The organism is Neisseria sp. P0008.S002 (assembly GCF_051962805.1).
GTDB lineage: Bacteria > Pseudomonadota > Gammaproteobacteria > Burkholderiales > Neisseriaceae > Neisseria > Neisseria perflava.
On the sequence record NZ_JBQCUY010000003.1, the window covers coordinates 119,164 to 138,597 of the forward strand.

General features: G+C 49.8%; 23 protein-coding genes. 13 read left to right on the forward strand and 10 right to left on the reverse strand.

Annotation, left to right across the window (positions count from 1 at the left end):
- Position 1 precedes the first annotated feature (1 nt).
- From ACTHSA_RS04245 to ACTHSA_RS04290, 10 genes are all read left to right on the forward strand, one after another.
- Positions 2-1,687, forward strand: coding sequence for a hypothetical protein (locus tag ACTHSA_RS04245; RefSeq protein WP_070646327.1), 1,686 nt, complete (start codon positions 2-4; stop codon positions 1,685-1,687).
- A gap of 108 nt (positions 1,688-1,795) precedes the next feature.
- Entirely contained in the window at positions 1,796-2,377 is a 582-nt protein-coding gene (locus tag ACTHSA_RS04250; protein ID WP_070646330.1) for a hypothetical protein, read from the forward strand.
- Positions 2,378-2,486: 109 nt separating this feature from the next.
- Positions 2,487-3,425 (forward strand): hypothetical protein, encoded by a 939-nt coding sequence (locus ACTHSA_RS04255; RefSeq protein WP_070695169.1) that lies wholly within the window; start codon positions 2,487-2,489, stop codon positions 3,423-3,425.
- Positions 3,426-3,428: 3 nt separating this feature from the next.
- Positions 3,429-3,806, forward strand: a complete 378-nt coding sequence (locus ACTHSA_RS04260; protein WP_070646336.1) for a hypothetical protein — start codon at positions 3,429-3,431, stop codon at positions 3,804-3,806.
- An 11-nt stretch (positions 3,807-3,817) separates the two neighbouring features.
- Positions 3,818-5,683, forward strand: a complete 1,866-nt coding sequence (locus ACTHSA_RS04265; RefSeq protein ID WP_070646339.1) for a hypothetical protein — start codon at positions 3,818-3,820, stop codon at positions 5,681-5,683.
- An 83-nt stretch (positions 5,684-5,766) separates the two neighbouring features.
- A complete protein-coding gene (locus tag ACTHSA_RS04270; RefSeq protein WP_070646342.1) occupies positions 5,767-5,997 on the forward strand; it encodes a hypothetical protein in 231 nt (76 codons plus the stop codon).
- Positions 5,998-6,072: 75 nt separating this feature from the next.
- The gene (locus ACTHSA_RS04275; protein WP_070646345.1) at positions 6,073-7,335 is read left to right on the forward strand and encodes a hypothetical protein; all 1,263 of its coding nucleotides are present in this window, start codon (positions 6,073-6,075) and stop codon (positions 7,333-7,335) included.
- Positions 7,336-7,523: 188 nt separating this feature from the next.
- A complete protein-coding gene (locus tag ACTHSA_RS04280; RefSeq protein WP_079453713.1) occupies positions 7,524-7,637 on the forward strand; it encodes a zinc finger domain-containing protein in 114 nt (37 codons plus the stop codon).
- An 81-nt stretch (positions 7,638-7,718) separates the two neighbouring features.
- Complete coding sequence (locus ACTHSA_RS04285) at positions 7,719-8,498, forward strand: DNA adenine methylase (protein ID WP_083314035.1); 780 nt, start codon at positions 7,719-7,721, stop codon at positions 8,496-8,498.
- A gap of 158 nt (positions 8,499-8,656) precedes the next feature.
- Positions 8,657-8,863, forward strand: a complete 207-nt coding sequence (locus ACTHSA_RS04290; protein WP_440378813.1) for a hypothetical protein — start codon at positions 8,657-8,659, stop codon at positions 8,861-8,863.
- Between the two features lie 69 nt (positions 8,864-8,932).
- On the opposite strand, the gene kdsA is transcribed toward ACTHSA_RS04290, so the two are convergent.
- The 3 genes from kdsA to ACTHSA_RS04305 all read right to left on the reverse strand — a co-directional run bounded on the left by kdsA (position 8,933) and on the right by ACTHSA_RS04305 (position 11,853).
- Positions 8,933-9,775 (reverse strand): 3-deoxy-8-phosphooctulonate synthase, encoded by an 843-nt coding sequence (kdsA, locus tag ACTHSA_RS04295; protein ID WP_003747068.1) that lies wholly within the window; start codon positions 9,773-9,775, stop codon positions 8,933-8,935.
- A gap of 74 nt (positions 9,776-9,849) precedes the next feature.
- A complete protein-coding gene (gene panD, locus ACTHSA_RS04300) occupies positions 9,850-10,233 on the reverse strand; it encodes an aspartate 1-decarboxylase (RefSeq protein ID WP_128582724.1) in 384 nt (127 codons plus the stop codon).
- Between the two features lie 78 nt (positions 10,234-10,311).
- Complete coding sequence (locus tag ACTHSA_RS04305) at positions 10,312-11,853, reverse strand: YdgA family protein (RefSeq protein ID WP_128582723.1); 1,542 nt, start codon at positions 11,851-11,853, stop codon at positions 10,312-10,314.
- A gap of 175 nt (positions 11,854-12,028) precedes the next feature.
- Between ACTHSA_RS04305 and ACTHSA_RS04310 the strand changes: the two genes are divergently transcribed.
- On the forward strand, positions 12,029-12,619 hold the full coding sequence (locus tag ACTHSA_RS04310; RefSeq protein WP_003683598.1) for an aminodeoxychorismate/anthranilate synthase component II: 591 nt from the start codon (positions 12,029-12,031) through the stop codon (positions 12,617-12,619).
- Between the two features lie 88 nt (positions 12,620-12,707).
- Complete coding sequence (gene trpD / locus ACTHSA_RS04315; RefSeq protein ID WP_440367531.1) at positions 12,708-13,736, forward strand: anthranilate phosphoribosyltransferase; 1,029 nt, start codon at positions 12,708-12,710, stop codon at positions 13,734-13,736.
- Positions 13,737-13,800: 64 nt separating this feature from the next.
- On the opposite strand, the gene ACTHSA_RS04320 is transcribed toward trpD, so the two are convergent.
- From ACTHSA_RS04320 to ACTHSA_RS04345, 6 genes are all read right to left on the reverse strand, one after another.
- The gene (locus ACTHSA_RS04320; protein WP_003747074.1) at positions 13,801-14,151 is read right to left on the reverse strand and encodes a CsbD family protein; all 351 of its coding nucleotides are present in this window, start codon (positions 14,149-14,151) and stop codon (positions 13,801-13,803) included.
- 116 nt (positions 14,152-14,267) lie between these two features.
- Positions 14,268-14,834: an SGNH/GDSL hydrolase family protein gene (locus ACTHSA_RS04325; protein WP_440378814.1), complete on the reverse strand. Its 567-nt coding sequence runs from the start codon at positions 14,832-14,834 to the stop codon at positions 14,268-14,270.
- 122 nt (positions 14,835-14,956) lie between these two features.
- Positions 14,957-15,214, reverse strand: a complete 258-nt coding sequence (locus ACTHSA_RS04330) for a hypothetical protein (protein WP_049329664.1) — start codon at positions 15,212-15,214, stop codon at positions 14,957-14,959.
- A gap of 91 nt (positions 15,215-15,305) precedes the next feature.
- The gene (locus ACTHSA_RS04335; RefSeq protein ID WP_070504810.1) at positions 15,306-15,788 is read right to left on the reverse strand and encodes a sel1 repeat family protein; all 483 of its coding nucleotides are present in this window, start codon (positions 15,786-15,788) and stop codon (positions 15,306-15,308) included.
- 71 nt (positions 15,789-15,859) lie between these two features.
- Positions 15,860-18,022: a heavy metal translocating P-type ATPase gene (locus ACTHSA_RS04340; RefSeq protein ID WP_070504807.1), complete on the reverse strand. Its 2,163-nt coding sequence runs from the start codon at positions 18,020-18,022 to the stop codon at positions 15,860-15,862.
- 99 nt (positions 18,023-18,121) lie between these two features.
- On the reverse strand, positions 18,122-18,331 hold the full coding sequence (locus ACTHSA_RS04345) for a heavy-metal-associated domain-containing protein (protein WP_003674677.1): 210 nt from the start codon (positions 18,329-18,331) through the stop codon (positions 18,122-18,124).
- A gap of 147 nt (positions 18,332-18,478) precedes the next feature.
- Between ACTHSA_RS04345 and cueR the strand changes: the two genes are divergently transcribed.
- Complete coding sequence (gene cueR, locus ACTHSA_RS04350) at positions 18,479-18,871, forward strand: Cu(I)-responsive transcriptional regulator (RefSeq protein WP_049336562.1); 393 nt, start codon at positions 18,479-18,481, stop codon at positions 18,869-18,871.
- Positions 18,872-19,117: 246 nt separating this feature from the next.
- Here the strand turns inward: cueR and ACTHSA_RS04355 are convergent, their stop codons facing one another.
- Entirely contained in the window at positions 19,118-19,327 is a 210-nt protein-coding gene (locus ACTHSA_RS04355; protein WP_004519826.1) for a heavy-metal-associated domain-containing protein, read from the reverse strand.
- Between the last annotated feature and the right edge of the window lie 107 nt (positions 19,328-19,434).

A 19,434-nucleotide genomic window follows, 5' to 3' on the forward strand; every position in this document is an offset into this window, starting at 1 on the left:
AATGGGAATAAAAACTGGTTCAGGCGGTTTTAAAATTGTATTGTCCGCCAACCCTGCGAAAAATGGCGAGTTCACAATCGGCGGTCGAAAAGCCGAGGGTGTAAGTGCTGTAGGCTCGACAATAATTGTACCTAAAACGGTGTTGCAGGTTGCTGGTCAGGAAAGACGGATAGTCGAAGGAAATATTTTGGGTACAAAATATAAGTACCTAGAATTGCTTGAAACCAAAACAATAAACCGTTATGGGAAAATAGTCAGTTGGTATGCAGATTACCTCACTAGTGATCCAGCCTCAATAAAAAAACGTCGTGGCAGCTTGAACGGTGGCTTGTTATTTAATGTTTTGAGCGACTTTGATCAAGGAAGCGTCTGTGTTTTTGATACCTGGTCATTTCATGACGGCGAGACAGAGATTGTTGAACGAGGCGGTACGCTTTATAAGAATTGGAATGCAGTACAAGGTTCTGGCGATGTAGTCGGTACGTTGACTGCTGACGGTAAAGTCATTATCAATGACCGTAATATTGCCTTCCTGAATCTTAAAATTACAGGCGGTATCGTACGCCAGCCACAGATCAAGGGTTATGGTTATGCAGGCCGCACACCTGCTGCGCCGGTTAAGCCTGAAAGTTTTACCGTTTACGCGGGCAATGGCGAAATTGTCGGCAGAAGCAACGCCGCAGGCGAAATTACCGGCGGCATCACAGGCAAAATCGACTACGAGACAGGCTTTTATGAAATCAAGCGCGATGAGGGTTTTTACCCTGAAGATTTACGCTACAACGCCGTGACCCAAGACAACCTGCCTTTGGATTCGTCGATTATCGGCATTGATGCCGTACGCCTGCCTGCCGATGGACGCGTCCCTGTGTTCCGCAAGGGCGATATGATCGTGATTTCCAACCGTCTCAAGCAGGATTTGGGCAGCGCGTTTACTGCCGCTCAAAAAATCACGCTCAACCGTCAAAATATCGACCGCCTCTGCTTGGTCGACAGCAAGGGCAAACACGTCCTCGCTGAGAAATACACGGCAGACCTCAAAGCGGGCAGCATTACTTTTGCCGAGCCGTTGGACTTGTCGCAATATACCCTGCCGCTGACTGCCGTTTGCGCGTGGGAAGAAGAAAACCGTGTGACCGGCGTCGATATTTCAGGCCGTCTGAAACTCCAGTTTGCGATTGGGCGCAACTATCCGAAGGAGCATACATTTGTGTCCTCCGCCCTGATCGGCGGCGATTTGCTGGTGCGCGCTACCGAGCCGTTTTCGCAACAGGCATGGGACAATGTGTGGAGTGACGCGCAACGCGGGGAGCCTATTTTGGCGCGTACCAATGTCAAAGACTACCCGATTAAATTGGCCAGTAATGGCGCGATTACCGAGCGTTGGCTGATTAAATTTATTACTGCAACCCAATTTGAGCTTTACGGCGAGCGGCTGGGCTTGGTCGCAAAAAGCGATACCTTGACCGATCTTGCGCCGACCAATCCTGCGACCGGCAAGCCGTATTTCACGCTCAAGGCGGCCGCATTCGGCGGCGGCTGGTCGGTCCAGAACTGTATCCGCTTCAACACCTACGGCACGCTGTTGCCCGTTTGGATTTTGCGCAGTGTCCAGCCTTCGCCGGACAAGCAAAACGGCCGCGATGGTTTTACCGCGTGTTTGCGCGGTAATACAGTGGCCGAATAAAAGACAAGGCCGTCTGAATAGCACTTTCAGACGGCCTTTATACCGTTTGTTTCTTTTTTATGCCGTTTGTTTTAGAATACATTATTTAAAATAAATATGGAGAATGAAATGGAAAACTATTACAAACTTCTTGGGATTATGTCATCTGCAACGGAAGAAGAGATTAAACGGGCTATATTGCGTGCTGCGGAGCGACAGGAACTTGAGTTGGATGAGATAAGATGGTGTCGCGAGTATTTGCTGAATCCGGCGGCAAAGGCGGAATACGATAAAATCCTCCATGCCGACAATCCCGATCTTGCCAAAGAAGAAAGCGAAAAAGCGAAAGAAAGAGAAAAGCTCAGACAGAAAAATAAAAAAAGCGGAGGGTCTGATTTCTTGAAATTGATCGGCACCGGGATTCTGGTTTCCATCCCGATGCTTTGGTTTACATTCAAAAACGGCGGTACGTCATCCAAGCCGAGCGTATATCAGGCGCAATCAGCTTGCGAAAGCGCGGTAACGGGTATTTTAAAATCGCCTTCTTCGGCTGATTTCGGAGGGTGGCAACGACGTGAAAATGCCGATGGGACGTTTGAAATAAGCGGATATGTCGATTCACAAAACAGTTTCGGGGCTATGTTGCGTGCGCAATTTAGCTGCTCCGTCGATGCAAGCGGAAATCAGGCGAAAATTACTTATTTCCGCTAAAAAACAAAATAGAAACAAGCAAGTGAGTGCAACTATGCCAAGCCCCGATTTTCGGGGCTTTTGTTTTAATTTGGTTTTAAAAACCATTTAAAAAGAAAGGCCGTCTGAAATGTTTGATACGCAACGTGTGCCGGTAAAGGTTTACCGCTGGGATGACGAGGGTGCGCCGCAGGTTGAATCGGCGGCAGGCAGCATTAAAACGATTTTAAAAGCCTGCTTGGTTACCGGTTACGGCGAAGGTAATAAACGTAAGGACGGGCTGGGCTGGGAAATGGCGTTTGAAAAGACGCAAGAAGCTTGTTTCCGCAGTACGCACCCGAAGGCGACAAAGTGGTGGCTGGGGGTGGATGATACGAAGTATCTTGCAGGCGGCGACAGAAATAATCGTTATGCCGATGTCTGTGGGATTTTGGAGCCGACATCTGCTACAGCGGGCAAGGCGGTTCAGTATGTTTGGCGTAATTCGAGTAGGGTTCGATTTGCTAGCTCCGGTTATTACGACAATAGTTTCAGATTGAAATGGGTTTTAGTAGGTCATGCACGTGCCTTCGCCCTTGTTTTGCTGAGTCCGGGCAATTCGGTAGGCAGCCCTGTACTTTATTTTGGGGAGTTTCCAAGCTTGGCGGTGGCTGACGAGCATCAAAACCTATTGGGTCTGGGGGCGTACGGAAGCGAATATTATTTTAATCTTGCTGACTACTCCAATTTTTATTGCTCGGCCATGCGTGATTACAAGGGGGATGCGCCAAATAAATTTTATTGTGGTGCTAATGTGGTTGAATCCGCTTCCCCTTATCCAAGCCCAATCAGTGGCGGCTTTACGGCTTCCGACCTGTATCTTTTTGAGGAACTTAATGGCAGTAAATATGCGATTCGCGGCTTAGTTCCGGGTTTGATGCGTACTAACGAAGCGATGCCGAGTAACAGTGTTATCCCGCAAGGTACTGTTTACGATAATTTAGACAATTCCGGCGATGCATGGATGTATGTCAAAGTTTTTAGTAATCATTCCGGCCTGCTGATCAACCTCACGGCCTGGGAGCTGTAAGCCATGCCGAATTATGTTTTCCGCAGCCGTCTTGCCGTTAAACGCGGCAAGCTGCGCGGCAAAGTCGTCAACCGGATTGCGCGAAGCCGTGCTGTCAAGTCACCGCATTGGAAATACGGCGGCCATGGCTATATTGCCGGCGAAGGTACGGGCATTGTTACGGTAGGCGGCCAGCCGGCTTCGCGCCGTATTTACCTGTTTTCCCGGCCTAATATGTACTGCATCGCCGATACTTGGAGCGCGGAAGACGGCAGCTACCGCTTCGACCGGCTTAAGGAAGACGAGGAGTATTTGATGGTGGCGACGGATTATAAAAAGCAATACGAGCCTGTTTCTTATGATTTTATTAAGCCTTATGTCGAGCGTGACGGCGGCGGTTGAGGCCGTCTGAAATGTCCGAAGACAAAATTTATGCTGATTCGGCGCGTATCCCTTTGCCTTTCGGTTTGGCGATTGGCTCCCGTCCGCCGTCCAGGTTCTTGCCGTTGGCGTTCAGACGGCCTTTACGCCATATTGAAGACGGCGGCGAGATTGTTCCTGATACGCCGCCTAAGCCTAATCCGTACCGCCCTCCGGATGGTTATGCGACTGTTTCGGGGGCGTGGGGCTTTGTGCAGCAGGCGGTGTCAACGCAGGCAGTGTGCGCGGCCGGTCGTTATGATTTGGGCGGCATTGCTGCCCAAGTGTCGGGGATAACGGCGGAGGCTGTCGGGGAGGCGGTTTGTTTTCAGACGGCCTTTTCGGATATGCCTGAGTTGGAAAGCTGCCTGCATGAAACGGTCGGCTTGTCTGACGGGGTTGCCGGTTGTATGCAGGCGGAGCAGGCCGGAATGGATGGCCTGGACGGCTGTCTGCATGATGCTTTCCCCGATGATTTGTTTCTAAGCGGCTGTAATGCGGATCAATCGGCGGCGGGTCTTGGCGAGGCTTTGGCGGCGTGTTCGGAGAGTGTGTTTTCCGATGATGCGCCGGTTGGCGATTGTTTGGTGTCGGAGGTGCGCGAGGCGGCGGTATTGGCACGCTGTGCGCATTCGCAAAGCCTGCCTGCTTTGGCTGTGCCTTGCGAGTATTATGAGATTCCGGTTGAGCCAGAGCCGGTTCCTGAAACTTATGTTTGCGGTATCCGCCCGCCTTCAAACCGTCTGCACCTGCGGTTTTACCGCAAAAAGATTGCACACGATGCGCGCCATATTCCGCTGCCGTTTGCTTGTTTTGATACGGTAAGCACTCCTGTTTTAGACGGATATATCATGCAAAATATTATTAAGGCTACGGTTGACGGCCAGCCGATCGGGCTGTTTTCTGCTTCCTTTACGACGGACACTGCCGGTTATTGCTGGCAAGGCAGTTTGACTGTTTCGCCCGATGATTTCGCTAAGATTAATCCTGATGTCCGCCCGAAAGGCCGGGAGGCCGAAATCGCGGTGCAAATCAATGCGGATACTTTTGTCATCCTCGCCGAGGATTACAGCGACAACCGCCGCTTTGGGCAAAAGAGCTATACGGTAACCGGCCGCAGTGTTACCGCCCGTTTGGGCGCGGACTATGCGCCTAAAGGCCGCGGTACATACCGCAATCCGATTTATGCGCAACAAATCGCAACGGAGGTTTTACGCCCGACAGGCGTGGATTTGGACGGCTGGACGATGGCTGATTGGTTGATTCCGGGAGATGTGTATTCGTTGACCGATAAAACGCCGATTGCTGTTTTGCAAGAGCTGGCTCAAGCCGCCGGGGGATTTGTGGAGAGCGACCGCGCTAGGCCGGTTATCCGCTTTAAGCCTAAATGGAAAAAGGCTTCTTGGGAGGTTTCCGATGCGCCTGCCGATGTCAGTGTCCCTGTCAGCGTGATTTTCAGCATCAGCGGCCAGCGCAATGTATCGGAGCGCGCCAATGGGGTTTATGTTTGGCCGAGCCATAACAAGGGCAAAGGCGCGGATGTGTACCGCAACGGCAGTAACCGCGAGCCGCGTGCCTCCGCGCTGACCAATACGCTTTATACCGACCAGCCGGTCTTGCTCGCCGCAGGGATTGCCGCGTTAAGCGAAACCGGTGTGCATAAGCGCGAAACGGTGTCTTTGCCGGTATCGGATAAATACGCCATTCCTATGGCGAATTTAGGCGAGATTTGGCAAATCAATGAGCCTTCGGGAAGCTGGCAAGGCGTGGTGGTTGGTGTGTCGGTCGAAGTCAAAATCGAAAACGACGCGCCTGTCGTGACTCAAAATGTAACGATAGACCGCTATTTTGACGAGTGATTAAAGCTGGTTTAAAGATGCTTTAAAGGCCGTCTGAAAGCCATGTTCAGACGGCCTTTTATCTTTTTGTTGAGGATAACAAAATGACTAATCTGTATCAAAACCTGACGGCACTGCTCAGGCGCGAACAGCGCGGCATTGCCAAAATAACGGGCGATTTGGGCGGCGGCTCATGGGCGGCGCAAACGCAAAGCGGCGGCAATCTTGTTTTAAGCGGACAAGCCGCTTTAAATCAGCGCGTGTTTTATGATGTCTTGAGCAACCGTATCCTTGGGCAGGCTCCCGATACTACTGTTTTAGAGCTTGGCGTATAAGGCTAAGTGCAGTATAGCCAGGCGTTGCTTTCGTATAACGTCTTAAAATAATTATTATTATTTTGAGGAGGTTTTGTGCGAACTGAAGTGTTGGGTGTCGGTATCGGCGACATTTTAAAATTTGAAGCCACTGCCTTGACGCGTGTGAAGGTAAAAGTGCCGGATGGTACGCGTGCCGGTGATTGGGTCAATTTCTCTTTGCGTGATAATAAAAATAAATTAGTCGCGTTAACCGATGAGCAAGACGGCTACGCTCTTGTTCAGCCGCACAATTGTATTATTGATCTGCGTTATTGTGCCAAGCCTGAAAATATTACTGATACCTTGCAGCAAGGCGACCGATTCGGCATTCAATATATTGGCGCACCGGTCGAGCATGGACGTCATACCGTTATGCCGTCGGGCCCTGTGGTTCCGCCTAAAGAAGCGGAACGCCCGGTAGCTCCTCCTTCCCCTCCTTCTGCATTGAAACGTAGCCTCAATTTCTTCGGGGACTCTACCAATGCGCGTATCGGCGGTCAGGCCGTGAGTGTTGCCGCCGCTGAAAATCTGCCGGTTGTAAACAACGCACAGGGGGGCAGCCTGGCTGCGTATGCCTTGATGTCGATGGACGGCAGTCCGGTGGAAGTTACTTTTAAAGTTGATACTATTCCGGCAAAAGCGAATGGCGTGATGGTTGATGGCGAGTTGGTTTACGGCGAAGGCGTTACGCCTTTCAGTATGCACTCTACCGTCGTTATTATTGGCGATGACATTGAGGCGGTCATGACCGGCCAAACCGCCAATATTAAAGTTATTCCGCGCGATAGCCAGGCTCATAGCGTTGTTCCGGGTAAAAAATATCCGGTACGACTGAAAAACAGCGGCGGTGTCGATGGCATTTGTGTGTTGGCAACGGCCAAGAATGATATTAACGGCGCAAATATCGGCAACTGGCAGACGGTCTTAGAACGAATCAAAAGCTATGTTGAAAAATGTATTCAACAAGTTCAGCCGAAAGAGTCTCCCCGTTATATTGTCCTGACTGTATGGGCTGATAATAAGCCGGGTTGGGCCAAAGAAAACCACCCATACCGACATCAGCTCAAGGATCAATTTAATAATTGGCTCAAGTCTAAATATGGCAATAATGTCTTTGATATTGAGCAATATATTTTATCTGACCAGATTTGGACGGATAGCGGCCTCACGCCGAATGAGGCGGATAAAAAAGCGCAAACAGACGGCGTAATGCCGTTGTCCCTCTCGCAGGACGGCGGTGCTCATCTGCTTCCGGCGGTTGAGGCTAAAGTCGCCGAACGTATCATCGCAAAAGCCAAAGAGTTGCGCTACTTGTAGGCAAATATAAATAAAAGGCCGTCTGAATAAGGCGGCCTTCGGGAGGATTTTAAATATAAGTGGGACGGCGACGTAACAGTGCGGCAACACTGTTACGCCAGCCAAGCAGAGTATGCCTGCATTGACTTCTAAGGCCGCCTTAGTCTCTAGAGACCGAGGCATTCTATCTGATACAGGAGTGGATGCAAATGCAAATCTATCGTGAATTACGCTGTAAGTTTTGTGGGAAATTGCTGGCAAAAGGCAGCGGCTGTGTACAAATAAAGTGCGCTCGTTGTAAAAACATCAATTCTTTCAGCTAATTAATAAATCAAAAGAATGCCTTTGAGCGTCATATTAAATCTGATTTAGAGCATCGCGAATGCCATAATTTAGGAGTATATATGATGCAAAAAATGCAACAGACATTACCTATTATCCCCTGGATGGGTGGCAAACGTCGTTTGGCAAAACATCTTTTGCCCATGTTCCCCGAGCATTCTTGCTATGTCGAGTTGTTTTCTGGTGGCGCAGCATTGTTCTTTATGCGCCCAACGCCTGCTAAAGTAGAGGTACTCAACGACATCAACGGACAGCTCATCAATCTCTATCGTGTGGTACAACATCATTTCGACGAGTTCGTCCGTCAGTTCGAGTGGACGCTGACCAGCCGCGAGACATTCTCCTGCCTGCAAAACACGCCGCCCGAATGCATGACAGATATTCAACGTGCCGCTCGCTTCTTCTACCTTCAACACAACGCCTTCGGCGGCAAAACCGTCCATCAGCATTTTGGGACAGCTACCACGTCAAAAGCGTGGGATGCGTCTCAGATTGAGGTTAAATTAAAGGCTGCTAAAGACCGTTTAAAAGGTGTTTATATAGAGAATGAATCGTGGGATCGTTGCTTCAAGCGATATGACCGTGAGCACACCTTCTTCTATGCAGACCCACCATATTGGCAGACCGCAGGCTATGACCAATCATTTGGCTGGGAGCAGTATGAATTACTGGCCAAGGTAATGGCAGAGAGTAAGGGTAAGGTCATGCTATCCATTAATGACCACCCTGATATCAGGGAATTGTTTAAAGATTTCCGTATCACTCAACTTGAATTGGCTTATACGGTCGGAAGAAATAAAACTGGTAAAACCAGTGGAGAATTGGTCGTATGTAATTGGTAAAATAAAAAGCGACGGTATCGTCGCTTTTGTTTTCATTTCTGAATTGCAATTTATTTGGCACAGCCGATATTTTTAAAAGTGTCAAAATTTCCGCGAAACTATGACAAATCCGCCACGACCTTACACCTAAAAATAACTCAATAAATAGTCAAAAGAATATGATAGGAAAGGACTATATTAAAGCTCGTTTTAAACTCCAAATTGACTGTGAAAATCAAAAAATGGCATATGAAGACTTTGCATTTTTTGACAGTAAGGATCAATTGAGTGCATATGGAGTCCTATCTTCCGAAGAACTGCAATGGTTTGAAATAAAAAACAATTTAATTGCTGAAAAACTCTATCGCTTTACTTGTGAGTTTTGAATAAATGCAATAAAAAATACAAAAGGCCGTCTGAAAAAATGTTCAGACGGCCTTTTAACTTATTTGCCTTTAACGAATATCCATAGGCGCAAACGATTTCACGGTTTCATCGATTGCTTTAACACGGGTCAGGAAGTCTTCCAATTGCGCAAGCGGCAATGCGCTTGGGCCATCGCATTTGGCTTGGTCGGGATTGGCATGGGATTCGAGGAACAAACCGGCCAAGCGGGTTGCCATGCCGGCAAGCGCCAAGTCCAATACTTGGGCGCGACGACCGCCCGATGCAGCGGCACCGGATTCACGCGTTTGCAGGGAATGGGTTACGTCAAAAATAACGGGCAGGTTGTGACACGTTTTTTTCATCACGCCAAAGCCGAGCATATCGACCACCAAGTTGTCGTAGCCGAAGTTCGCGCCGCGTTCGCACAAAATGATTTGCTCGTTGCCTGCTTCTTGGAATTTCTCAACGATGTTTTTCATTTGAGACGGGCTGAGGAATTGCGGCTTTTTGATGTTGATGACATTGCCGGTTTTCGCCATTGCCACCACCAAATCGGTTTGGCGTGCCAAGAAGGCTGGCAGCTGAATGACATCGCAGACTTCGGCAACCGGTTGGCATTGGTAAGGCTCGTGAACATCGGTAATCACGGGAACGTTAAACTCGCGTTTCACTGCTTGAAAAATCTTCATGCCTTCATCCAAACCCACACCGCGGAAAGAGTGGATGGAAGAGCGGTTTGCCTTGTCGAAAGAGGCTTTAAAAACGTAAGGGATGCCGAGTTTATCGGTTACTTTAACGTATTGCTCACAGGCTTTCAGCGTAGAGTCGAGGTCTTCAAGGACATTGATGCCGCCGAAAAGGGTAAAGGGCGCATCGTTGCTGACGGTGATGTTGTTGATTTGGATATTCACGGCAAAGCCTTTCAGATAAGTTGAATTTGGGAAACAGGCCGTCTGAAACGTTTCAGACGGCCTTTGTTTGAATATTACAACACGGTGTGCGGCGGCTCATAAGAAATCACGTCGCGGATTTTGTTGTTCTCATCGACGAGGACGACTTTCGGCTCATGCGCTGCAATTTCGGGTTCGGACAACATGACGTAAGACATGATAATTACGACGTCGCCTTTTTGAACCAAACGTGCGGCCGCGCCATTGAGGCAAACAACGCCGCTGCCGCGTTCGCCGGGGATGGTGTAGGTTTCAAGACGTTCGCCGTTGTTATTGTTGACGATGGCGACTTTTTCGTTCACGCAAATACCTGCCGCATCCAGCAGGTCTTGGTCAACGGTAATGCTGCCGACGTAGTTGAGGTCGGCTTCGGTAACGGTGGCACGGTGGATTTTGCCGCCGAGCATGGTACGGAACATGGGTTTCCTTTTTGATTGTGGGTTGATTTGCGGTTTTAACTTCAGTGAAGCTAAAACCGCTGTTTGTGTGATTGAGGATTAGTTATTGGGAAAGTCTGATTCGTCAAACTCGGGTTCCGGGTCGCTTTGAAGGACTTTTCCGTTTAATTTCAACTCGCTGTTTTGCAGAGTCAGATGGGTTTTGACATTATCGTCTTCTAAGGTCAAATATTTTTCTCTTGCCATACTTTTGATGGTGCTGTCTACCATCAGGCGCAAGGTCTCGTTGATATCGTCGATGCTGGCGCGGCCTGCGGCTTCATCTTCGGCATTGACGCTAAACAGGCTGCTGGCTTGGTTGACGGCAAGCTGCTCCAACAATTTTTGCGGTACGCTCATGTTGAAGTCGGCTTCGGTTTTCTTCAGCATATCGCCCAGGCTGTTGAGGTCTTTGGCCGTCAAACCTTTAAAGGCAAGCTTGCCGCTGACATCGACATCACCATTAGGCATGGTAAATTTGAAAGTTTTGACGTTTAAAACCGGATTGTTGGTAAACAGACCCGAAGCCTCGTTTTTGGCCGTCTGAAGCAAAGAAGCCTGAATTTCCTCTTCGCTCATTTTCTTCACGGACACTTCGGCAATTTTGTTTTTCAATGCCAAAAGCGACGCGGCGTCTAAATGCTCGGCAGCGACATTAATGTCCAGAGGGCCGTATTTGTCTTCGCCATAGGTCAGGCTTTCAAATTGGAAGCGGCCTTCGCTGTTGATGAATTTATCGACTTCGCCGGTCTGGGTATCGAAACGCAGTTTGTTGACTTCGATTTTAGACGGAGCAATCGTGCCGGTCGGATTGATGAATGCACCGATTTGCAGATTGGTTACGAGGTTGACCAACTCGTTCAACTTAACGTTGTAATCGATGTTTTCTTTCCATTGCAGCAGGAATTTATCCAGCGTAATGCTGCTCTTACCCAAAGCAAGTTTGGTCAGGCCGTCTTCTGTTTCGGATTGGAAGCGCAGGTTTTCCAAAGAAACATCGCCTTTGTCGGCCAATTTGACTTGCAAAGACGGCGCAAGGTAATCGTGGCGATAGCTTTTGAAGCCTTGGCTGTAATCGGTATTGCCGCTAAAGCCTTTCCAGTTGAGCTTGATGCCGGAAAGCTCTTCGTAGTCGAAGGCGGGGATATTGAGGCTGAGTTTGCCGTCGCCGGAAAGGTAAACCGTATTGGTCATGGTCAACGGCGTTTGCTGGCCGAAGAAGCGGTCCAAAACCTTTTTGGTTTCCGGATGATATTGGAACTCGGTTTCCACGTGGGCGCGCGTACCGAAGCCGCCGGCAAACGGGCCGTGGGTTACGTGGTTGATGACCGTAATCGGCTCTTGCAGGACGGTTTTCAAATTGTCCGGCAGGTATTTTTGCGTATTTTGAAGCAGGGTCGGCTTGAGGCGGATGACGGTCGTCTCGGTTGAACTGAACCAGCCGCGATCGTATTGGTGGGATTCAACGGTCAGGAAACCGGATTCCTGCAACAGCTTTTGTTGCTCGGTCAGGCTTTCTTCCGCTTTGACACCGAGATAGTAAGGCGTGCCAAGCGCAGCGGCGATAACGACGGCGGCAGTCGGGATAAGATACTTTTTCATCACTTCAAACAGATTAGGTTCAAAGCGTAAAGCATAGCATTTTTTAGCTGTTTTGTCTTATCCGCCGTTTCAGACGGCCTTTAGGGGAAGATTGTGATATTATGCAAACATAAACGATTTTTACACTTTTGGCAGGCCTTACCCTGTCTGCCAAAATGTCATTAAAGGTTTGCAAATGCTTTTATTTATCGATAATTACGACAGCTTCACCTACAACATCGTCCAATACTTTGCCGAATTGGGGCAGGAAGTTTTGGTTCGCTGCAACGATGAAATCACCATCGAAGAAATCGAAGCCCTGAAACCTCAATATCTGGTCATCGGCCCCGGCCCTTGTTCCCCTAAAGAAGCAGGCATTTCTGTTGCAGCCATGCAGCACTTTGCCGGCAGGCTGCCCGTCATGGGCGTGTGCCTCGGCCATCAAACCATGGGCGAAGCGTTCGGCGGTAATGTCGTGCGCGCGCAAACGATGATGCACGGCAAAGTCTCCCCCGTTTTCCACCACGGCACAGGCATGTTTAAAGATCTGCCCAATCCGGTCAACTGCACGCGCTACCACAGCCTGGCCATCGACCGCGCCACCCTGCCCGACTGCCTCGAAATTACCGCATGGACGGAAGACGGCGAAATCATGGGCGTACGCCATAAAGAATATGCCGTCGAAGGCGTACAGTTCCACCCCGAAGCCCTGCTAACCGAACACGGCCACGATATGCTGAAAAACTTCCTGGAAGAATTTAAAGACTATCGTCCGCAAAAATCTTAATGAAAGGCCGTCTGAAATGTGTTTGACAATGTTCAAACCGCATTTTCAGACGGCCTGAATCACATCGGACACGAACAAAGGAAAAATCATGATTACCCCTCAACAAGCGATTGAACGCCTCATCAGCAACAACGAACTTTTCTACGATGAAATGACCGACCTCATGCGCCAAATCATGAGCGGCCAAGTTCCGCCCGAGCAAATCGCCGCCATCCTGACCGGCCTGCGGATTAAAGTTGAAACCGTTTCCGAGATTACCGCTGCAGCCAGCGTGATGCGTGAATTTGCCACTAAAGTGCCGCTGGAAAACGCCGATGACTTGGTCGATATTGTCGGCACAGGCGGCGATGGTGCCAAAACCTTCAATATTTCCACGACTTCCATGTTTGTCGCGGCTGCGGCAGGTGCGAAAGTCGCCAAACACGGCGGCCGCTCCGTTTCTTCATCCAGCGGTGCTGCTGATGTTATGGAACAAATGGGTGCCAACCTCAACCTCAACCCCGAACAGGTTGCCCAAAGCATTCAGCAAACCGGCATCGGCTTTATGTTCGCGCCCAACCACCACAGCGCCATGCGCTATGTTGCTCCTGTCCGCCGTTCGCTCGGCTTCCGCAGCATCTTCAATATCTTGGGCCCGTTGACCAATCCTGCCGGCGCGGCAAACCAACTCTTGGGCGTGTTCCACATCGACTTGTGCGGCATTCTTTCCCGCGTATTGCAACAGCTTGGTTCCAAGCATGTTTTGGTTGTGTGCGGCGAAGGCGGTTTGGATGAAATCACGCTGACCGGCAAAACCCGCGTTGCCGAACTGAAAGACGGCAAAATCACCGAATACGATATCAGCCCGGCCGATTTCGGCATGGAAATCCGCCGCAATTTGGACGAAATCAAAGTCGAAAACGCGCAAGAATCCCTGCAAAAAATGAACGAAGTGCTGGATGGCAAAGTCGGTGCCGCACGCGACATCGTCGTCCTCAATGCAGCCGCCGCGCTCTACGCAGGAAATGTGGTCGCATCGCTGGCGGACGGTGTCAAAGCCGCGCAAGAAGCCATCAACTCCGGCAAAGCCAAAGCCAAAAAAGACGAGTTTATCGAATTTGGCAAACAGTTTGCCTAAACTTTAAAACCATAAACAAAGGCCGTCTGAAAAATCTTTCAGACGGCCTTTTATTCTTTAAATATTAAAATTTGCTTTTAATATCATTAATCAAGCCTTCAGCTTTTTCTTTGGCTTCTTCAGCCAAGTGTGCTACTTTCTCTTTGGCTTCACCGGCTAAATGAGCTGCTTTTTCTTTAGCTTCACCTGCAAAGTTTTCTACTTTTTCTTTAGCCTCGCCTGCGAAGTGCGCCGCTTTTTCTTTGGCTTCACCTGCAAAGTTTTCTGCTTTTTCTTTAGCATCCGCAGCAACTTCTTTTGTCTTACCGACGCCTTGTTGAACTACGCCTTCAGCTTTGAGTTTGGAATCGTCAAGAACTTCGCCGGCTTTCTCTTTTACTTCACCGCTGATTTGATCTAATTTGCCAGTCATCATTTATTCCTTCTTAGTTTCATGTTGATAAGAGTAATCACTATACCCCAATAGATATTGGGTTGCAACTTAAAGTCTGTCTCAATATTAAAAACATAATAAAAATGGATTACGTCAAGTTAGCACAACTGTTTCAATATCGCTTCGGCTACTGCCTCGCCTATCATCTTACTGCCGAACTCATTGAAATGAAGTCCATCGCACAGCATCACATCGGTCAAATCCTGCTCAAACATCAGACTGTATAAATCATTGACGGTAAAACCATATTGCCTTGCCAAATCCTCCGCCACACGGTTATAGGCCTTCAAGTCGGCCAGATAGCGGCGCGAGGGTTTGACGATATTGTGTACGCTTTCCAAAAACGGCGTACTGCTCGCCCAAATAATTTTTGCCCCTGTCTGTTTCAGATAATCGAAAATTTGGGTCAGGTTGCTGCGGTAGGTTTCTATATCGGCCACCGGCCCGTTACAGCCTTGATTGTAGCGGATGTCGTGCAAACCGCAATTGATGTGGATAATGTCTCCCACAGTCGCGCCCTCTGTCCATTGCCTGATATGCTCTAACACATCATGCGACGAACGGCAGTTTTCCGATGGAGAAACAATATCCACCTCAGGCAAAGCGGCGCGCGTGTAAGGCTCCGAAGCAAGCCGAACGGAGTCGCCGATTAAGTAAACGGTCATTTTTGTTCTCCTCCCTTTATTTGAATCAACAGCAAGGCCGTCTGAAATATCACTTATATTATTATAAGAGTGCTATTTCAGACGGCCTTAACTTCAGTCAAGTTCTATCGTTAAATCATCAATTAGAGCTGACTGTTTTTATAAAAATCAATTAATTGCTTGGCCTGCAACATGGGCAGACCAAAACGGTCGCTTACGACTTTCAAATCCTTCCATTCCTGACCGGTCAGATTTTGCCCAACCCATTTGAGGTTTTCCGGATTGCTTTTGATTTTCTCAAAATACGCCTGCTTGCGTTTCCAGTTGCGCGACCACACCAGCAACATGGTAAAAATACATAAAACAATCAATACAATATTGGTAAACAACATCATGTCCATACGACATACTCCCGCTTGGATCTCAAAATCAGAAAATATGATTAAAGGCCGTCTGAAAAAAACAATGTTTCAGACGGCCTCAGCGTGACGCTCAACGTTGCATTTCCAGCATTAATGCCTGGCAAGCGGATTCGTTTTCTAAAGCACAAGATTGGCTTAATTGATTTAAACGACTGTCGCGGTCTGGTGTATTGCCTTGCGCCATCTCTGCTTTAGTTTCTTCAAGATTGGTACAGGCATTTTCATAACCGCCTTTACAGGCCCGTTCGTAGAGCTTGACCGCTGCGGCATAATCCATGCCCAAACCGCTGGACGGATTGAGATACAGATTACCCAAAACATTGCAGCCGCGCATATTGCCGCCATCACAGGCTTTTTTCAGAAACGGATACGCATGAGCAGGCGCTTCAAGATAATCGCGCATCCAAATGGCCGCAGTGACGCAACTCTCCAGATTGTTCCGATTGCATTCCCGTATCAGCTTATCGTGCTGCTTCTCGCTGTAATCCTCAGCCTGCACGCTAAATGCAGTGGCAACCAATGCTAAACCAAACAATAAACGAAGTGTTTTCATCTGATTATTTCTCCAAAAATACTTGATGACAGGCCGTCTGAAAAAACAGTCTTCAGACGGCCTTTATATTATCACTCAATATTCACCCGTTTCAGGCGCAAGGCATTACCCAATACCGAAACCGAGCTTGCCGCCATTGCCGCGCCTGCGATGACGGGGTTTAAAAAGCCGAGTGCGGCAAGCGGAATGCCCAAAATATTGTAGAAGAAGGCGAAAAACAGGTTTTGCTTAATGTTTTTCAAAGTTGCCTGCGACACCAGCAGGGCATCGGCGAGCTGATTAACCGAATGCTGCATCAGCGTAGCGGATGCGGTGTGTTCGGCAACGTCCGCACCGCCTTTCATGGCGAAGCTGACGTTGGCGGCGGCGAGTGCGGGAGCGTCGTTGATGCCGTCGCCGACCATGGCCACGGTTTTGCCGGCAGCTTTGAGTTTCTGCACTTCGGCAGCTTTATCGCGCGGACTCATGTTGCCAAAGGCGTGTGCGATACCCAGTTGTTTGGCGACGTATTCGACCGTGCCTTGGTTGTCGCCGCTCATAATATAGACATCGATATTGTGTTTTTTCAGACGGCCTATGGCTTCGGCGGTATCGGCTTTCAACGCGTCGGCAAGTGCGAATGCGCCGATAGGTTTGTTATCGACTGAGACTGCAACAATGCTTGCAATATCCCAAACGCCGTCTGAAAACTTCGGCAAGGTCAGTTCGGCAAATTCGGCTTTGCCCGCTTTCACCAAACCCACTCCTTCGACTTCGGCGGTAATGCCTGCGCCGACAACGGTTTGCGCGTTTTGTGCAGTGGGGATTTCCAAACCACGCGCTTGGGCGGCGGAAACGATGGCGCGCGCGAGCGGGTGGGCGGCGTTTTGTTCGACGGCGGCAGCGATGCGGTACAAAGCGTCTTCGTCAAAGCCGCTGTCGGGAACGCAATAAACGGCGGCAACCTGCGGTCTGCCTTCGGTCAGCGTGCCGGTTTTGTCCAACACGACGGCATCGACGTGGGCGGCTTCCTCCATTGCCGCTGCGTCTTTAAACCAAATGCCGTGTTTCACTGCTTTGCCCATGCCGACCATAATCGCGGCAGGGGTCGCCAGACCGAGCGCGCACGGACAAGCAATTACCAAAACGGCAACGGCGTGCATCAGCGCAATCGTCCAATCGCCCTTAACCAGCCAAGTGGCGATAAAAGTCAGAAGCGCAATGCCCACGACAGTTGGCACGAATACCGCCGCTGCTTTATCGGCCACGCGCGCAATCGGCGCTTTACTGCCCTGCGCTTCGGACAGCGCGTTCATCATGTCGCCAAGCAGGGTTTGGCTGCCGAGTTGTGTGGCGCGGTACACCACGCTGCCTTCGGTCATCAACGCACCCGCCAACACTTTGCCGCCCGCTTTTTTCTCTTCGGGGTTGGATTCGCCGGTAAGATGGCTCTCATCCGCCCAACCGCTGCCGCTCTCGATGATGCCGTCGGCGGCAATGCGTTCGCCGTGGTTGGCGCGGATAAGGTCGCCGATTTGCACTTGGTCGATGGGCAGTTGTTTCCATTCGCCATCGCGTTGCACGTTGACTTGGGTCGGCGTGAGTTTGAGCAGCAAGCCCAAGCTGTTCAGGCTGGATTTTTTGGTGCGGTGTTCCAAAAATTTGCCCAGCGACACAAAACCAATCACCATCACGCCTACTTCAAAATACACGTGTGCCATGCCGTGCGCCGCGTGCGGGCTGAAAAACAGCATATAGACGGAATACAGGTAAATCGACACCGTACCGATGGTAACCAACACGTCCATATTCGCCAGTCCGCCCTTAATGCTCGCCCACGCGCTTTTGTAAAACGGGATGGCCAGCCAAAGTTGCACTATGCTTGCCAGTACAAATTGCCATACAGGCGGAATCATCCAATCGTGCCGCCCGATCATCATGCCTACCATGCCGATTAAAAACGGAATATTAATGGCCAGCAAAAGCCACAGCCTCCAGCCGATATGGTGTTCTGCTTCAGGTTGCGGCAATGTATCTTCCGTTTTTTCCTTTGCGCCGTAACCGGTTTTCTCAATGATTTTGGCGATGTCGGCAGCGGAAGTTTTGCTGTCGTCAAACGTAACCTGCGCCTCCTCGCTGGCAAAGTTTACCCCTGCCGATTCGACAAAATCTTTTTTGTTCAACACTTTTTCAATACGAGAAGCGCAGGCCTGACAGGTCATGCCTTCGATTTGGAAACGGACTTTTTGTTGCATGGTTTCTTCCTTCTGAATGTGATTGGGCTACCTGAAAAAAGCGGAGCAGGGTTTTCAGGTAGCCTTTGGGGTGTTGCAGTCGATTTGTTGCGATTCGATTTACAAAGCCGCATCAAAGCCGCCGTCTTCCACCGCTTCTATCAGCGCGGCGGGGTTGGTTTGGGCGGGGTCGAATTCCACGACGGCATTCTTGTTTTCCAGGCTCACTTCGGCCTTGTCCACGCCGTTTACGCCTTCGAGGATGCTGGTAACGCTTTTCACGCAGCCGCCGCAAGTCATGCCTTCGATGTTTAATGTGATGGTTTGCATAGGGTTTCCTTTCTGTTGGAATGAGGCTGAGGTTTTAAAGCCCGTTGCAGCCAAAGCTTTCAGGTAACCTGAAATGATGGGTCTGCTCTTGCTTTCCCGCTAAGTGCCGCCACTATAAAGCTTTACCCGAAGTAAAGGTCAAGCATCATGATGAACATCAGCCAGGCTGCGGCCGAGAGCGGCCTTTCCGCCAAACAAATCCGCGACTACGAAAAGCACGGCCTAATCGCTCCGGCCGCGCGCAGCGAAGCGGGCTACCGCCGCTACGGACAGGCCGACCTTGTCCGGCTGCGCTTTATCCGCCATGCGCGGGAAGTGGGCTTTTCGCTGCCGCAGATCGGGCAGCTTTTGAGCCTGCAACACAACCCGCAGCGTACCAGCCGCGAAGTGAAAACGCTCACCGCGCGGCACATCGCCGAGCTGGAAGCCAAAATCGAACGCTTGCAGGGCATGGTGGCCGAGCTGCAACGTTGGCACGATGCCTGCGCGGGAGACGACTGCCCGGATTGTGCGATTTTGGCCGGGCTGGAGGAGCGTTAGGCGGCTTGGGCAGAATAGAAACAGGCTACCTGAAAAGTTTCAGGTAGCCTTAGTCGGCCGCTAACGGTTTGGTACAGGCCTCGTCGTAATACGGCAGCCACTTGCCGCCGCTTTGCTTCAGATATGCGCGAAAACTTTTGTTTACCCGTGTGGCGGTGTAATCCAAATAATGGCAAAAAGTAAGTTATCAAGAGACAGAGGCCGTCTGAAGCGTTTCAGACGGCCTTTTCAAAATACGCTTATCGGTTACAAAGCCACATCGTAGCCGCCATCTTCTACGGCATCAATCAGCGCATCGGTATCTGTCTTGCTTTCATCAAAAGTAATCACTGCATTTTTGTTTTCCAAGCTGACTTCTGCTTTTTCCACGCCTTCTACGCCTTCCAAAAGACGGGTTACGCTTTTCACGCAGCCGCCACAGGTCATGCCATCGATGTTGAGGGTAACAGTTTGCATTTGTATTTCCTTTCATTCACACAAATCAAATATGGTTGCCAAATACTTTACTCCTTACACAAACAGCTTGCAAATTCTTCATTAAGGCCGTCTGAAAAATGCAGATA

What these genes read in the sequence shown, in the direction of transcription:
- ACTHSA_RS04320 (WP_003747074.1), bottom strand. Translation starts at nt 14,151, where the DNA reads ATGATGACTGGCAAATTAGATCAAATCAGCGGTGAAGTAAAAGAGAAA.
- ACTHSA_RS04335 (WP_070504810.1), bottom strand. Translation starts at nt 15,788, where the DNA reads ATGAAAACACTTCGTTTATTGTTTGGTTTAGCATTGGTTGCCACTGCA.
- cueR (WP_049336562.1), top strand. Translation starts at nt 18,479, where the DNA reads ATGATGAACATCAGCCAGGCTGCGGCCGAGAGCGGCCTTTCCGCCAAA.
- ACTHSA_RS04260 (WP_070646336.1), top strand. Translation starts at nt 3,429, where the DNA reads ATGCCGAATTATGTTTTCCGCAGCCGTCTTGCCGTTAAACGCGGCAAG.
- trpD (WP_440367531.1), top strand. Translation starts at nt 12,708, where the DNA reads ATGATTACCCCTCAACAAGCGATTGAACGCCTCATCAGCAACAACGAA.
- ACTHSA_RS04265 (WP_070646339.1), top strand. Translation starts at nt 3,818, where the DNA reads ATGTCCGAAGACAAAATTTATGCTGATTCGGCGCGTATCCCTTTGCCT.
- ACTHSA_RS04340 (WP_070504807.1), bottom strand. Translation starts at nt 18,022, where the DNA reads ATGCAACAAAAAGTCCGTTTCCAAATCGAAGGCATGACCTGTCAGGCC.
- ACTHSA_RS04245 (WP_070646327.1), top strand. Translation starts at nt 2, where the DNA reads ATGGGAATAAAAACTGGTTCAGGCGGTTTTAAAATTGTATTGTCCGCC.
- ACTHSA_RS04290 (WP_440378813.1), top strand. Translation starts at nt 8,657, where the DNA reads ATGATAGGAAAGGACTATATTAAAGCTCGTTTTAAACTCCAAATTGAC.
- ACTHSA_RS04345 (WP_003674677.1), bottom strand. Translation starts at nt 18,331, where the DNA reads ATGCAAACCATCACATTAAACATCGAAGGCATGACTTGCGGCGGCTGC.
- panD (WP_128582724.1), bottom strand. Translation starts at nt 10,233, where the DNA reads ATGTTCCGTACCATGCTCGGCGGCAAAATCCACCGTGCCACCGTTACC.
- ACTHSA_RS04330 (WP_049329664.1), bottom strand. Translation starts at nt 15,214, where the DNA reads ATGGACATGATGTTGTTTACCAATATTGTATTGATTGTTTTATGTATT.
- ACTHSA_RS04310 (WP_003683598.1), top strand. Translation starts at nt 12,029, where the DNA reads ATGCTTTTATTTATCGATAATTACGACAGCTTCACCTACAACATCGTC.
- ACTHSA_RS04250 (WP_070646330.1), top strand. Translation starts at nt 1,796, where the DNA reads ATGGAAAACTATTACAAACTTCTTGGGATTATGTCATCTGCAACGGAA.
- ACTHSA_RS04325 (WP_440378814.1), bottom strand. Translation starts at nt 14,834, where the DNA reads ATGACCGTTTACTTAATCGGCGACTCCGTTCGGCTTGCTTCGGAGCCT.
- ACTHSA_RS04285 (WP_083314035.1), top strand. Translation starts at nt 7,719, where the DNA reads ATGATGCAAAAAATGCAACAGACATTACCTATTATCCCCTGGATGGGT.
- ACTHSA_RS04305 (WP_128582723.1), bottom strand. Translation starts at nt 11,853, where the DNA reads ATGAAAAAGTATCTTATCCCGACTGCCGCCGTCGTTATCGCCGCTGCG.
- ACTHSA_RS04355 (WP_004519826.1), bottom strand. Translation starts at nt 19,327, where the DNA reads ATGCAAACTGTTACCCTCAACATCGATGGCATGACCTGTGGCGGCTGC.
- ACTHSA_RS04280 (WP_079453713.1), top strand. Translation starts at nt 7,524, where the DNA reads ATGCAAATCTATCGTGAATTACGCTGTAAGTTTTGTGGGAAATTGCTG.
- ACTHSA_RS04255 (WP_070695169.1), top strand. Translation starts at nt 2,487, where the DNA reads ATGTTTGATACGCAACGTGTGCCGGTAAAGGTTTACCGCTGGGATGAC.
- ACTHSA_RS04270 (WP_070646342.1), top strand. Translation starts at nt 5,767, where the DNA reads ATGACTAATCTGTATCAAAACCTGACGGCACTGCTCAGGCGCGAACAG.